At 58.3% G+C, this 14,083-nt stretch carries 14 protein-coding genes; 10 read left to right on the forward strand and 4 right to left on the reverse strand.

The features are described from left to right. Window positions 1–122: 122 nt before the first annotated feature. Window positions 123–959: a DMT family transporter gene (locus tag FHT29_RS21185; RefSeq protein WP_047553024.1), complete on the reverse strand. Its 837-nt coding sequence runs from the start codon at window positions 957–959 to the stop codon at window positions 123–125. Between the two features lie 237 nt (window positions 960–1,196). Between FHT29_RS21185 and FHT29_RS21190 the strand changes: the two genes are divergently transcribed. Further along, window positions 1,197–1,598 carry a hypothetical protein gene (locus FHT29_RS21190; RefSeq protein WP_131511854.1) on the forward strand — a complete coding sequence of 134 codons (402 nt, stop codon included), beginning with the start codon at window positions 1,197–1,199 and terminating at the stop codon, window positions 1,596–1,598. Window positions 1,599–1,814: 216 nt separating this feature from the next. Here FHT29_RS21190 and FHT29_RS21195 read toward each other — a convergent pair whose 3' ends face one another. Beyond that, window positions 1,815–2,141 (reverse strand): hypothetical protein, encoded by a 327-nt coding sequence (locus tag FHT29_RS21195; RefSeq protein ID WP_037194174.1) that lies wholly within the window; start codon window positions 2,139–2,141, stop codon window positions 1,815–1,817. Window positions 2,142–2,253: 112 nt separating this feature from the next. On the opposite strand from FHT29_RS21195, the gene FHT29_RS21200 reads away from it, so the two are divergent. The 7 genes from FHT29_RS21200 to pstB all read left to right on the forward strand — a co-directional run bounded on the left by FHT29_RS21200 (window position 2,254) and on the right by pstB (window position 8,683). Beyond that, window positions 2,254–2,682, forward strand: a complete 429-nt coding sequence (locus tag FHT29_RS21200) for a CoA-binding protein (protein WP_037194426.1) — start codon at window positions 2,254–2,256, stop codon at window positions 2,680–2,682. A gap of 169 nt (window positions 2,683–2,851) precedes the next feature. Next, window positions 2,852–4,135 (forward strand): O-acetylhomoserine aminocarboxypropyltransferase, encoded by a 1,284-nt coding sequence (locus FHT29_RS21205; protein ID WP_037194176.1) that lies wholly within the window; start codon window positions 2,852–2,854, stop codon window positions 4,133–4,135. A gap of 145 nt (window positions 4,136–4,280) precedes the next feature. Further along, on the forward strand, window positions 4,281–4,625 hold the full coding sequence (locus tag FHT29_RS21210; RefSeq protein ID WP_168600105.1) for a cupin domain-containing protein: 345 nt from the start codon (window positions 4,281–4,283) through the stop codon (window positions 4,623–4,625). A gap of 258 nt (window positions 4,626–4,883) precedes the next feature. Beyond that, on the forward strand, window positions 4,884–5,909 hold the full coding sequence (gene pstS / locus FHT29_RS21215) for a phosphate ABC transporter substrate-binding protein PstS (protein ID WP_047553033.1): 1,026 nt from the start codon (window positions 4,884–4,886) through the stop codon (window positions 5,907–5,909). A 73-nt stretch (window positions 5,910–5,982) separates the two neighbouring features. Further along, complete coding sequence (pstC, locus tag FHT29_RS21220; RefSeq protein ID WP_037194180.1) at window positions 5,983–6,954, forward strand: phosphate ABC transporter permease subunit PstC; 972 nt, start codon at window positions 5,983–5,985, stop codon at window positions 6,952–6,954. An 11-nt stretch (window positions 6,955–6,965) separates the two neighbouring features. Further along, window positions 6,966–7,817, forward strand: coding sequence for a phosphate ABC transporter permease PstA (gene pstA, locus FHT29_RS21225; RefSeq protein ID WP_051963349.1), 852 nt, complete (start codon window positions 6,966–6,968; stop codon window positions 7,815–7,817). 107 nt (window positions 7,818–7,924) lie between these two features. Then, window positions 7,925–8,683, forward strand: a complete 759-nt coding sequence (pstB, locus tag FHT29_RS21230) for a phosphate ABC transporter ATP-binding protein PstB (RefSeq protein ID WP_202032638.1) — start codon at window positions 7,925–7,927, stop codon at window positions 8,681–8,683. Window positions 8,684–8,835: 152 nt separating this feature from the next. Here the strand turns inward: pstB and FHT29_RS21235 are convergent, their stop codons facing one another. Then, window positions 8,836–10,080 (reverse strand): cytochrome P450, encoded by a 1,245-nt coding sequence (locus FHT29_RS21235; protein WP_047553038.1) that lies wholly within the window; start codon window positions 10,078–10,080, stop codon window positions 8,836–8,838. Between the two features lie 42 nt (window positions 10,081–10,122). After that, window positions 10,123–11,376, reverse strand: coding sequence for a GGDEF domain-containing protein (locus tag FHT29_RS21240; RefSeq protein ID WP_047553360.1), 1,254 nt, complete (start codon window positions 11,374–11,376; stop codon window positions 10,123–10,125). Window positions 11,377–11,779: 403 nt separating this feature from the next. Here FHT29_RS21240 and clpP point away from each other — a divergent pair, with 403 nt between their 5' ends. Both clpP and clpX read left to right on the forward strand, forming a co-directional pair. Then, window positions 11,780–12,412 carry an ATP-dependent Clp endopeptidase proteolytic subunit ClpP gene (clpP, locus tag FHT29_RS21245; protein WP_037194184.1) on the forward strand — a complete coding sequence of 211 codons (633 nt, stop codon included), beginning with the start codon at window positions 11,780–11,782 and terminating at the stop codon, window positions 12,410–12,412. Window positions 12,413–12,707: 295 nt separating this feature from the next. Continuing rightward, window positions 12,708–13,985, forward strand: a complete 1,278-nt coding sequence (gene clpX, locus FHT29_RS21250) for an ATP-dependent Clp protease ATP-binding subunit ClpX (RefSeq protein WP_034507566.1) — start codon at window positions 12,708–12,710, stop codon at window positions 13,983–13,985. Window positions 13,986–14,083 lie beyond the last annotated feature (98 nt).

Genomic DNA, 14,083 nt, shown 5'->3' on the forward strand with positions numbered 1-14,083 from the left:
GTGGCGGCTTATAAAGCGAACTGATGCCAACGTCAACATATCGAAATTTGGCGACTGCAAAAATAAGTAAGTGAAATCAATTAGTTACATATACGGTATAATTATACCACACATAGAGAGCGTCAACCCAGCCGTAAAACCAGGACGCCGGCGGCGATAATCGCGCCAGCGACGTAACGCCAGATGCTCGAGCGCTCCTTCAAAACGACGACTGAGATGACCAGCGCGAAGAGGATCGACGTCTCGCGCAGGGCGGCAACCATGGCGACCGGAGCCTTGGTCATCGCCCATAAGGCAAGCCCGTACGAGATGATCGAACCGCCGCCGCCGATAAGCCCGCGCCACCAATTGTAGCGGATGTGGGCGGCGACGGCATTGACGCCGCGCTGCGAGATTGCCCATGCAAACAGAAGGACCGGCGGCAGGAGCGACATCCACAGCGTATAGGATATGGAATTGCCGGATATCCGCGCGCCGATGCCGTCGACATAGGTATAGGTCGCGATGACAGCGGCGTTGGCAAGCGCCAGCACGATCGCGCGGCGGCTGCCTTTTCGTGCCTCGAAGGCAAGCGTCAATATCCCGGCGCAGATGGTCATCGTGCCGATCAGGGCGCCACCCGAAAGCGTCTCCTTGAGAATGAAACTGCTTGTGGAAACGATGATCAACGGCGCGACACCTCGCATCAGCGGATAGACGAGGCCGATGTCGCCGGCGCGGTAGGCCGCCGCGACAAGCTGGAAATAAGCGAACTGGAGGATCGCCGAAGCGCCGATGAACGGCCAGGCCGCGGAGGCCGGTAGCGGCAGGAACGGCAGCAAGGGCAGGGCTGCAGCCGCGCCACCAGCCGAAACCAGTGCGGCATCCAGCGACTTATCGGTTCCCGCCTTGATAATCGCATTCCATGTCGCGTGCAGTAAGGCACCGAAAAGGACAAGAGCGATGACGTCGAAAGACACAGGAACCTCTGAAATGAACGCTAGCCAACAAAAGCTTGATGTTTTGTGGGAAAGTGACTGCCATTTGACCCGTAATACGACAAAAAGCAACAGGATGTTCTAGCCGCAAACATGCCGCCGCCCGTTTAGATGCAGGGTTGTCGAGGTCAGTAAATGGGTTCGCCGTATGTTCCGACGCATGCCTATAAAATTATATATTAATAATTTATTGGAGTATGAAGCGCGAACAAGTATCGCATGTCATATGAACGCAAGGGTAGAATTAGGCCAGCCTTACTCGAAGAGACATCACATTGCATCGTTGAAAAAAATGACTACACAATCTGTTGGTGCGGCCATGACCCGATGGAGCGGCTGTTAACGCTGACCGATCCTGCTGCAACGCAAAATATTGTGGATAAAATTGCAGATATCGAAGAATATTACAGAGATTGGCGTTGGCAACGGTATAAATCTTTGAAAAAGCGGGTTATGGTTTCAGGTATAAAACTCCTGATGCAATGTTTCCTGCGGTATAGGTCGGCGAAGAACCAAAAAATATTCTGTGGAAAATTAATGAATTTGCATATATTGCGTGTTCGCAATCGGTTCTCATTTTCGGTCTTCTTTTATAAGACTTTACTAATTGAATATGAATGAATAGTGAACAGAAGTTGTATTTCATGAGAACGTGCTGGAGTTGACCGGGGTAAAGCGGGTGAAAGCGCTTTGGAACGCACTCCCAATTGAGGCGCATCAATGCGCTATCGCAGACTGCCATGGCGGCAGCGCGCTATACTTAAGACAATCAAGGGTCGTGCCCGTCTGTGTGATCGAAAACGGTTGTATTCAATCACCAGCCCTGGCTGATTATGATCAGCGCCGGAAAATCAATTCATCGTCATCGAGATCAGTGGTCGGCCGACACGTATAGACAGGGCAGGAGGCGCGATCCTTCGTCGGCAGATAATCCTGATAGGCATAGTAGCCGAGGTCGCACGCATCGCTGTTGACGACGTAGCGATCGTAAAGCGTCATGTTGGGTGTTCTTTTGGCCGGATAGCGCATGATCACCGCGCGCTCGCGACTGATGGTCGCCCTGGCTTCGGCGCAGGTCATGGACATGGAGTTATATCGCGAAATCGCCATCGCCGGCGAGGCTGCCGATGTGATCAGCAGGCCCAGGAGTACGATCTTTTTCATCGGGTTAATCCTCCCTGAAGTTGTTATAATGTAATATATACGTGGAAACTGCCGCCGCGGTTTCTATATCTGTGGCGAAAACGCAAGTGTGATCGAGTTGGGAGGCTTGGTGATGAACCACAATAATTATGATGATTCCTATATTGCTGACATCCTTCTATCCGTAAGGACCATCGCGCTCGTCGGCGCTTCGCCCAATCCGGCGCGGCCGAGCAATGGCGTCATGGCCTATCTGCTGAACAGGGGGTATCGTGTCATTCCGGTCAACCCCGGGCAAGCCGGCAAGGAAATCCTCGGGCAGTGGGTCTATGCGCATCTGTCCGATATTCCCGAGCCGGTGGACATGGTCGATGTTTTCCGGGCGCCCGAATATCTGCGCGCGGTGGTCGAGGAGACCATCATGATTGAGCCAAGGCCGCCTGTCATCTGGGGCCAGCTCGGCGTGCGCGATGACGCGGCGGCGGCTAGAGCCGAGGCCGCGGGCGTCAGGGTCGTCATGGACCGCTGCCCGGCCATCGAATATCCGCGTCTGGTTGCCTGACCGGACGGGAAGCGCAGTTGCGGGCATGTGGCCGTTTATCGCGCGATCCGGCTGAAAGCGGGCACGTTTTTCCCGCGGGCCGGAAAGTGCAGCAAAGTTCGCGGTTAACTTTCATACACCAGACGCTATGATTTCCCCGTCACAGATAAAACTGGCGGGAGGAAAAATCATGCCGACGAACAATCCGGGTTTCGACACGCTGGCCGTCCACGCAGGCGCGCAGCCGGATCCGACGACGGGCGCTCGCGCCACGCCGATCTATCAGACGACATCTTTCGTCTTCCAGGATGCCGATCATGCCGCGGCACTCTTCGGGCTGCAGCAGTTCGGCAATATCTATACGCGCATCATGAACCCGACACAGGCCGTGCTCGAGGAGCGGGTGGCCGCTCTGGAAGGCGGAACGGCGGGACTTGCGGTCGCTTCGGGTCATGCCGCCCAGATGCTCGTCTTCCACACCATCATGCGGCCGGGCGACAATTTCGTCGCCGCCAAGAGGCTTTACGGCGGCTCCATCAATCAGTTCGGCAATTCCTTCAAGAATTTCGATTGGCGGGTGCGTTGGGCCGATTCAGCCGATCCCTCCACCTTCGAAGCCCAGATCGATGACCACACGCGCGCCATCTTCATCGAGAGCCTCGCCAATCCCGGCGGCACCTTCGTCGATATCGACGCGATCGCCGCCGTTGCCCACAGGCATGGTCTGCCGCTGATCGTCGACAACACCATGGCAAGTCCCTATCTCATCCGGCCATTGGAACATGGCGCCGACATCGTCGTGCACTCGCTGACGAAATTCCTCGGCGGACACGGCAATTCCATGGGTGGTGTCATCATCGATGGCGGCACCTTCGATTGGTCGGCTTCCGGCAACTATCCGATGCTGTCGGCGCCGAGGCCGGAATATAATGGTGTCGTGCTGCACGCGACGTTCGGCAATTTTGCCTTCGCCATTGCGTGCCGCGTCCTCGGCCTGCGCGATCTCGGCCCGGCAATCTCGCCGTTCAACGCCTTCCTTATTCTGACTGGCATCGAGACGCTGCCGCTGCGCATGCAGCGCCATTCCGACAATGCGCTTGCCGTCGCGCGGTGGCTGAAGGAGCAGGAGAAGGTGGCCTGGGTGAACTATGCCGGGCTCGAGGATGACCCGAACCATGCTCTGCAGCAGCGCTACTCGCCGAAGGGGGCGGGATCGGTCTTCACCTTCGGACTGAAAGGCGGCTATGAAGCGGGCAAGGGACTGGTGGAGGGACTGGAACTCTTCTCGCATCTCGCCAACATCGGCGACACCCGCTCTCTGGTCATCCATCCCGCCTCGACGACGCACAAGCAGTTGACCGACGAACAGAAGGTCGCCGCCGGCGCCGGCCCCGATGTGGTGCGTCTGTCGGTCGGCATCGAAGACGTCAAGGACATCATCGCCGACCTGGAGCAGGCACTGGCGAAAGTCTGAGGGCCGCGTCGATAAAGGGCTGAAAAAGCCTGCCGGCTATCTTTGATGGGTCGTCGTTTCGTGCTTGTCTCGGTCCCGCGATCGCAAGGAAGCGACCGCGGACTGCTGAGGCTTTGCCGCCGAAGCGCATCGACAGGAGGCATTTGTGACGACATATCTGCGATTGAATATCGATGGCGTCGAGCCGGAGACCGGCGCGCCCGCTGCAGATCGGCTCGTCTCGGGAGCTCCGAGCTTTCGCACCTGGAACCTCGACGAGGCCGATGGCGGCCTTTACGCGGGTATCTGGGAGGCGTCGCCGGGCAAATGGAAAATCGTCTATGACGAGTGGGAGTACTTTAATATCCTCTCCGGCTATTCGGTGGTAACTGCAGAGAACGGCGAGGCTTTTCATTTGCGCGCCGGCGACCGCATGATCTTGAAGCCCGGCTTCAAGGGGACGTGGGAAGTCATTGAAACGACTCGCAAGGACTATGTGATCCGTCTCTGAAAGCCCCCTGAATCAAAATAAGGAGGCCGATGTTTTCCGCCGAACGGCAAGCTTTTCCATGTGCTTTCGGGATAGCCATTATCATTGCTGCAGGTTGTGTCACCGGCGCTTCATTAAACTGTCATCAAACTGAAACAATGCGTCTTTAGAGCCATCCTTGTCGCCAGGAGATTGAGGTGGGGAGGTCATCTATAATGAGTACCCCGTGCCGGTCTTCTGCTCGCCATCCTTTTGTTCACTTGAGGAAGTGAGTCTACTATGCTTAATCTGAAACTCCGTTCCCTTTGCCTGACCGCTGGCCTGGTTGTCACCATGGCAGCTTCGGCTATGGCTGCCGACATCACGGGCGCCGGCTCGAGCTTCATCGCGCCGGTTCTGTCCAAGTGGGCCGAGGGCTATAAGGCTGCGACGAACAATGTCGTCAACTACCAGTCCGTCGGTTCGGGCGCCGGCATCAAGCAGCTCCTCGACAAGACCATTGTATTCGGCGCTTCGGACAAGCCGATGAGCGACGCTGATCTCGAGAAGAACGGCATTGCCCAGTTCCCGATGATCTCCGGCGGCATCGTCGTTTCCTATAACGTTGCTGGCGTAAAGCCGGGCGAACTCGTTCTCGACGGCAAGACGCTGGCCGATATCTTCCTCGGCAAGATCGCCAAGTGGGACGATGCGGCCATCAAGGCCCTCAACCCCGACATTAAGCTGCCTTCCGGGCCGATCTCCGTTGTTTATCGCGCCGACAGCTCGGGCACGACCTTCAACTTCACCGACTACCTGTCGAAGGTTTCGCCGGAGTGGAAGGAAAAGGTTGGTTCGAACACGGCGGTTGAATGGCCGGTCGGCTTCGGCGCCAAGGGTTCCGAAGGCGTTTCCACCACTGTCAACCAGACGGCTGGCTCGATCTCTTACGTTGAATATTCCTATGTCGTCGCCAACCACATCGGTTTCGCGAAGATGAAGAATGCGGCCGGCAAGGTTATCGAGCCGAGCCTCGACACATTCAAGGCTGCCGCTTCCAACGCCGATTGGGCCCATGCCAAGAACTTCAACCTGATCATCACCAATCAGCCGGGCGACAAGAGCTGGCCGATTGCAGCTTCGACCTGGGTTCTGCTCTACAAGAAGCCGGCCGATCCTGCTCAGAACGAAGCAGCGCTGAAGTTCTTCAAGTGGTCCTATGAAAAGGGCCAGAAGGACGCGACCGACCTGTCCTATCTTCCGGTTCCGGAAACTGTTGCCAAGGTTGTCGAAGAGTCCTGGAAGAAGGACTTTGGCACGAAGTAATTTGTGCTGGATGAGAGTGCGGCGGACAGGGTTTGGCCCTGTCCGCCTTTCGTGACAGGACAAGGGGAAATCGATGGCTGACGCGACTCAGACGGCTGGCTTCCAGGCATTGGATACCACCGCCATCACGAGAAAATTCCGGAGACAGGACCGGATTTTCTATTTTATGACGCTTTGCTCGGCTGCTCTTGTCGTGCTTCTGCTGCTGGCAATTATTGTGGTTCTTGTCATCGATGCCTTGCCAACCTTCCAGGCCTTCGGGTTTTCGTTCCTCTGGGGCACGAAGTGGAGCGCTCCCGCCGATATCTATGGTGCTGTGCCTGCGGTGGTCGGTACGCTGGTGAGTTCGTTCATCGCCATGCTGATTGCCATTCCCCTGGGCATCGGCATCGCCATCTTCCTCACGGAACTTTGCCCCGGCAGCCTGCGGCGTCCGATCAGTACGGCCATCGAGCTTCTGGCCGGTGTTCCATCCATTATCTACGGCATCGTCGGTCTGTTCATTCTCGTGCCGCTGATGCAGACCTATATCCTGCCCTTCCTTATGATGACGGTCGGCCAGGTGCCGTTGATCGGCCTGCTGTTCCAGCCGCCGGCGCCGGGCGTCGGCCTGTTGACGGCAAGCCTCGTGCTGGCCGTCATGATCCTGCCGTTCATCACCGCGATCTCCCGCGATGTGTTCACCACCGTGCCGCCGATGCTGCGTGAATCCGCTTACGGCATGGGCATGACTACATGGGAAGTGGCTCGCCACATCCTGATCCCCTATACACGTCGCGGCCTCGTCGGCGGCATCATGCTCGGCCTCGGTCGTGCGCTTGGCGAAACCATGGCCGTCACTTTCGTGATAGGCTCGGTGAGCCGTCTGCAATCGTCGATCATTTCGCCGTCCACCACCATTTCCGCCCAGATCGCGAACAACTTCGGCGATGCCGACGGTCTGCAATTGTCGAGCCTGATTGCGCTCGGCCTGCTCCTGTTCGTCCTTTCCTTCTGCGTGCTTGCGGCGGCGCGGTGGATGATCGGCCGCGGCGACTCGCTCTGAGGAAAAAACCCATGGACAATGCAATTCGTCAGAACCTCGTGTCGAGGCGTTATGGGAAGAACCGGGTGATGATGGTCTTGTGCTTCATCGCGGCCGTCCTCGGCATATTCTTTCTGAGCGTAATCCTTGCGACCCTCCTTTATCGCGGTGTATCGGCGCTCAGCCTCGACGTGTTCACCATGTCGATCCCGGCCCAGGGCTCGCGTGGTGGTCTGATCAACGCAATCTACGGCACCGTGCTGGTCACGGGCCTCGCCATCGTGATTGCTGCGCCGATCGGCATTCTCGCCGCCACCTATCTGGTGGAATATGCCAATGGCAGCAAACTTGCCGAGGCTGCCAAGTTCCTCAACGACATTTTGCTGTCAGCACCCTCGATCATCATCGGCGTGTTCGTCTACGGCGCGGTGGTCGTGCCCATGCACGGCAACTCTGCCATCGCCGGCATCCTTGCGCTGGCGCTGATCGCCCTTCCGGTCGTCAACCGCACGACACAGGACATGCTGTTGCTGGTGCCAAACGCGCTTCGCGAGGCGACCGCCGCGCTCGGCGCGCCGCGCTGGAAGTCCATGATGATGGTGGTCTATCGTTCCGCCTGGACGGGCATCCTCACCGGCATCCTGCTGGCCGTCGCCCGCATCAGCGGCGAAACCGCACCGCTTCTCTTTACGGCCGGTTACAGCAAATTCATGAATGCAGACCTGACCGGTCCAATCGCCACGCTGCCGGTTGCCATCAACACGCTCGCCGCCGATGCAGGCGAGGATCTCAAACAACTGGCCTGGGCCGGCGCATTGATCATCACCGTTGCCATCCTTGCCCTCAACATCCTTGCCCGTGTCTTGAGTGGTCGTCGCCAATGACGCAGCCGCCGAACGATAGGAATGAAACCATGAACATGAGCGACAACAGTTTCCAGAGCGTCAACGCACAGCCGGGGAAGGACGCCGTTTCTCAGTCGGATCTCGGCATGCTCGCGAAACTTCAGGTGAAGAACCTCGATTTCACCTATCAGAACGGCCATCGCGTTCTGAAGGGTGTGAATATGGACATCCGCAAAAATGCGGTCACTGCCTTCATCGGCCCTTCGGGTTGCGGCAAATCCACACTGCTGCGCACCTTCAACCGGATGTATGACCTCTATCCGGGCCAGACGGTTTCGGGCGAGATCCTGCTGGACGGCCGCAATATTCTCACCAAGGACGTCGATCTGAACGATTTGCGCGCCAAGGTCGGCATGGTGTTCCAGAAGCCAACGCCGTTCCCGATGTCGATCTATGAAAACGTCGCTTTCGGCATCCGGCTCTATGAGAAGATTTCCAAGGCGGAGATGGACGTGCGCGTCGAAGCGGCGCTGACGGAAACGGCGTTGTGGAGCGAAGTGAAGGAAAAGCTGCACCAGAGCGGACTTGGCCTTTCCGGCGGCCAGCAGCAGCGTCTCTGCATCGCCCGCGCCATCGCGCTGCGCCCGGAAGTCTTGCTTCTGGACGAGCCGACTTCGGCTCTCGATCCGATCTCCACGGCCAAGGTCGAAGAACTGGTGTCGCAGCTGAAGGGCGATTTCACGATCGTCATCGTCACGCACAATATGCAGCAGGCGAGCCGCATCTCCGACAGTACCGCCTTCATGTATCTCGGCGACCTGATCGAATACGGCCCGACCGAGCAGATCTTCCAGGCGCCGAAGGTGAAGCGCACGGAAGACTACATCACCGGTCGTTACGGCTGATACGGTCCGGGCATCGTCCGAACCCAAGATTTAAGATGGCGCGCCGGTCGGACGCGCCATTTTGCATTTTAGCCATGACGTGAATTTTGCCGGTTGCCGCGCCGCGGGCTGGCGAAAACAGCGAACACCCGCCTCTGGCGGGCGGCTCGAACTCACCAGGTCAGTTCGAGCTTGTCCAGGCCGTGGAATTGGTAGACGTCCTTGACCTCGGGCGTCCTCTTGAGCTTCAACCCGGGCAAGCGCTCGAAGAGGATCGGCAGCACGACGTTCAATTCCAACCGGGCCAGCGGTGCGCCGATGCAGAAATGGATACCCGCGCCGAACGACAGGATGGGTGCTTCGTTGCGGTCGGGCTTGAAGGTGAGGGGATCGGAAAATTTCGTCGGGTCCAGATTGGCGGCTGCAAGGATCATCGCCACCTTGTCGCCGCGCTGAAAGGAGATCCCGTCGATTTCCGTCGGCTCCAGGCACCAGCGGTCGAAGATGTGCACGGGCGCGCAGATGCGCAGCGTCTCTTCCACCGTTCGTTCCGTCGCCGCCTCGTCCTTGAAGAGCTCGGCCGGCGAATAATCGCTTTCCAGGATGACGCGCACGGAATTGCCGATCTGATGCACCGTCGCTTCATGGCCGGCATTGAGCAGCACGATCGTCGTCGACACCAGTTCGTCTTCGGTCAGATACTGACCCTTGTGCTCGGTGGTGATCATGTGCGTCAAAAGATCGTCGCGCGGATTGGCGCGACGCTCGCGGATGACGGTTTTCACATAGTCGGCGAATTCCTTCGCGGCCTGATCCGCCGCGTCTTCGTCGGCAGCCGTACGGCCGAACATGTACATGCGGACATAGGCGTGGGACCACTTCAGCAGCTGTGGCCCCATTTCTTCCGGTATGCCGATCATCCGCGCGATCATGGTGACGGGAATGACGTCGGCAAAGGCCGACAGAAGCTCGACCTCACCGTCCTTCTCGAAGCCGTCGATCAGGCGGGTGGCCAGTTCGGCCAGTTCCGGTTTCATCTTCTCGACATGACGGGACACGAAGGCGCGGTTGACGAGGGTGCGCAGGCGCGTGTGCTCGGGCGGTTCGATTTCGAGGAGCGAGTACTGTTCGGCAAGATCGAAATTCTTCAGATGCGGCAGAGGTGCCGGCATGCCGAGCTCTTCACGCGTGGCGATGTGCAGGATCTGGCGGCCGAAGCGGCGGTCGCGCAGCAGCCCGTTCACATGGTCATAGCCTATGAAATACCATTGTTTCTGCTCCTCCCAGTAAAAGGTGGGACATTGAGCATGCAAGGCGGCGTAGACCGCATTGGGATTCGTATAGAAGGCGGGATCGCGGGCGTCGAGAGAGACGCGGCGGGCCGCCGAATCGATGGAGAGGAGAGAAGATGTGATCATGATGACAAGGATTATCGAAATAAATTGCGCGGGAAAAGCCCGTCACATGCCGGCGAGCTTGCCCATGCGTCGCAGGGCGTGAATCTGGTCATCGAGTGTCGGAACCAGTTCGCCGCCATCTGTGTCTGGCGGCGCGTCGACCGTCTTTGCGATTTCCATTTCGTCGAAGACGATGATGCAATTGCGGCCTGCGCGCTTGGCGGCGTAGAGCGCGCGATCGGCGGAGGAGACGAGCCGATCCCAGCTGACAGTGTCACGCGGCATGATTGCCACGCCGATGCTGACCGTCGCCGGCACCAGGGAACGACCCGCGAGCAGCGGGACGCGGCAGAAATCGGCGCGGATCGTTTCCGCCAGCGCCTCGGCCTGTGCCTGATCGTCTATGGGGACGAAGGCGACGAATTCCTCGCCGCCCATGCGGCCGAACGCGCCGCCGCGCGGCACGAACTGGTGGGCGATGCGTGCAAATTCGATGAGAACGAGATCGCCCGTCTGGTGTCCGTAACGATCGTTGATCGTCTTGAAGTGGTCGAGATCGAACAACAGCGCGGCGAGCTTTTGCGGCTGCCGTTGTCCCTCTCCGGCAAGAATCGCGTAGCTGTCTTGAAGGCCGCGGCGGTTCAAAACGCCGGTCAGCGTATCGGTGATGGAAATTGCCCGCCAACGACGCTCCGCGCGCTCCATCAGCAACTTGCCCATCAATGCGACGGCGACCGTGATGAACAGCGCATCGCCGAGCGCCACATAGCCACGATAGATCAAGGCCTCTTCCTGCGTGGGAGCGAACAGTGCCATCCCGAGGGAGGACACGAAGCAAAGGCAGGCTAGAGCCATGAACACAAAGCCTAACTGGCCGCGCGCCTGTTCCCGCCGACCTTCGGCGGGGCGGACCGCACAGGCGAGCAATGTCGCGCCGACCGCGCCGGCCAGGTCATGGATGATGATGCGATTGACGAAGCTGTCATTGACCCATGGCAGGCTGACACCGACCAGCCAGATGACGGGTGGCAGCAGGGCCGACCATTCGAGCTTGCGCTTGTCGAGCCATCGAAAGCCGGCAATCCAGGCGCTTTCGCCAAGCAGCGCGATCGCATTGCCGATCTCGACCGACAATATGTCGGGAATGAAACCGCGGGCCGCCACCAGCGCAAATCCAATCGCATTCACGATAAAGCCCAGCGCCCACATCAGATAGGCGGGCGATCGGCGATCGTGCCACCAGGCAAGAAGAAATACGGCCGCCAGGGTGATGGCTTCCGAGCACCAGATGATCAACCCTGTGGTCATGTTAAGCACGATCAGCATTTCTCCTTGCCAGGGCCAACCCGTCGGCGCGAAAGAGCGGACGGTTCCTGCGACTGGCCTATCCTTGCCGAATAAGATGGTAAGTTCCTTAAGTGTCTTGGTAAATTTTGGCCGTTTCCGCCGCCTGCGCCGTACCGGCACCGTCCTTTATGCTTCCTTCACCCTGCGGTCGGGAAAAGCGGTGAATTGCGCATGGCACGACACCCGGCCGGTTGGCATTGCGAAAGCGGCGATTAGAAATGCTTTGTCAACGCTTCCTAGGGCATTAGTGCTTTTTGAGGTTATGCTTTCGTGCGTCTTGAAGTGCAGGGCAGTGACACTCTATGTAGGGGTAACGGATTTTATTCGATTCCCGGCGCTTTTGCCGCCGGGGCAAGCTTGGTAAAGGACGCACATGAGAAATCCAGTCGATACAGCTATGGCTCTGGTGCCGATGGTTGTTGAACAGACCAACCGTGGGGAACGGTCTTACGACATCTATTCCCGCCTGCTGAAGGAACGTATCATCTTCCTGACCGGGCCTGTCGAAGACCATATGGCCACGTTGGTTTGCGCCCAGCTTCTGTTCCTCGAGGCGGAAAACCCGAAGAAGGAAATTGCGCTCTACATCAATTCGCCGGGCGGCGTCGTGACTGCCGGCATGGCGATCTATGACACGATGCAGTTCATCAAGCCGGCCGTTTCGACGCTGTGCATCGGCCAGGCAGCCTCGATGGGTTCGCTGCTGCTGGCCGCCGGCGACAAGGACATGCGCTTCGCTACACCGAATTCCCGCATCATGGTTCACCAGCCGTCCGGCGGTTTCCAGGGGCAGGCTTCGGACATCGAACGTCATGCGCGCGACATCATCAAGATGAAGCGTCGCCTGAACGAAGTTTACGTGAAGCATTGCGGCCGGACATATGAAGAAGTCGAGCAGACGCTCGATCGTGACCATTTCATGTCCTCCGATGAGGCAAAGGAATGGGGTCTGATCGACAAGGTGCTGACGTCGCGTACCGAAATGGAAGGTGAAGCCGCCTCTTGATTATCCTTGAGGTGGTGGCTTCCTCGCCACAGTTCTATCCCATTTGTGATCGAATAGGGGTTTAATGTGGAACGGAACGCGGTAATAGTAGGCATTCGTGCTATGTAGCGTTTTTATGACATAGCATTCGGGCATTCGAGGGGGATCGTTGCCACGCAGTTCCGTTTGTCGGGCCTGCGTTCAGTACCCTGAAGGGCGCCGCGATCTGCTAATAACGAGGTGCAGGTCCGGCGGATGCATAGAGTGGACCGCGATTTCAACTTGGAAATTGACGGCGTGCTGGAAGGAAAGTGATATGAGCAAAGTCAGCGGCAGCAACGGCGGCGACTCGAAGAACACGCTTTATTGTTCGTTCTGCGGTAAGAGCCAGCATGAAGTCCGGAAGCTGATTGCCGGACCGACCGTCTTCATCTGCGATGAATGCGTTGAACTATGCATGGACATTATCCGCGAGGAAAACAAATCCTCGATGGTCAAGTCGCGTGACGGCGTTCCGACACCGCAGGACATCATCAAGGTTCTTGATGAGTACGTTATCGGCCAGAGGCAGGCGAAGAAGATCCTGTCCGTGGCCGTTCACAACCACTACAAGCGCCTCGCACATGCGTCCAAGAACGGCGATGTCGAGCTGGCGAAGTCGAACATCATGCTCGTTGGTCCGACCGGTTGCGGCAAGACCTATCTGGCTCAGACGCTCGCCCGCATCATCGACGTGCCCTTCACCATGGCCGACGCGACCACGCTGACGGAAGCAGGCTATGTCGGCGAGGACGTGGAGAACATCATTCTCAAGCTGCTGCAGGCTGCCGACTACAACGTCGAGCGCGCCCAGCGCGGCATCGTCTACATCGACGAAGTCGACAAGATTTCCCGCAAGTCGGACAATCCGTCGATCACCCGCGATGTATCGGGCGAGGGTGTGCAGCAGGCATTGCTGAAGATCATGGAAGGCACGGTCGCTTCGGTTCCTCCCCAGGGTGGACGCAAGCATCCGCAGCAGGAATTCCTGCAGGTCGACACGACCAACATCCTGTTCATCTGCGGCGGTGCCTTTGCCGGTCTCGACAAGATCATCTCCGCCCGTGGCGAGAAGACCTCGATCGGCTTTGGCGCTGCTGTCAAGGCGCCGGACGATCGCCGCGTCGGCGAAGTGCTGCGCGAGCTGGAACCGGAAGATCTGGTCAAGTTCGGCCTGATCCCGGAATTCATCGGCCGTCTGCCCGTGCTGGCGACGCTGGAAGACCTGGATGAGGACGCGCTCATCCAGATCCTGTCCGAGCCCAAGAACGCGCTCGTCAAGCAGTACCAGCGCCTGTTCGAGATGGAAGACGTTGAACTGACCTTCCACGAGGACGCATTGCGCGAGATTGCCAAGAGGGCGATCGTGCGCAAGACCGGCGCGCGTGGTCTGCGCTCGATCATGGAGAAGATCTTGCTCGATACCATGTTCGATCTGCCGGCTCTGGAAGGCGTCCGCGAGGTGGTCATTTCCGAGGAAGTGGTCCGCGGATCGGCCCGCCCGCTCTACATCTATGCAGATCGGCAGGAGGAAAAGGCCAACGCGACGGCCTAACGATCCGATTTGTGTTCGTGAATCAGGGGCTCGTTGTCGACGGGCCCCTTTCTATTTGAAAAATCGTGCAGTTTGCTGATAAAGTCTGGGATAAGCGT

It is taken from the genome of Rhizobium sp. SG741 (assembly GCF_012275435.1).
Classification (GTDB): domain Bacteria; phylum Pseudomonadota; class Alphaproteobacteria; order Rhizobiales; family Rhizobiaceae; genus Rhizobium; species Rhizobium lusitanum.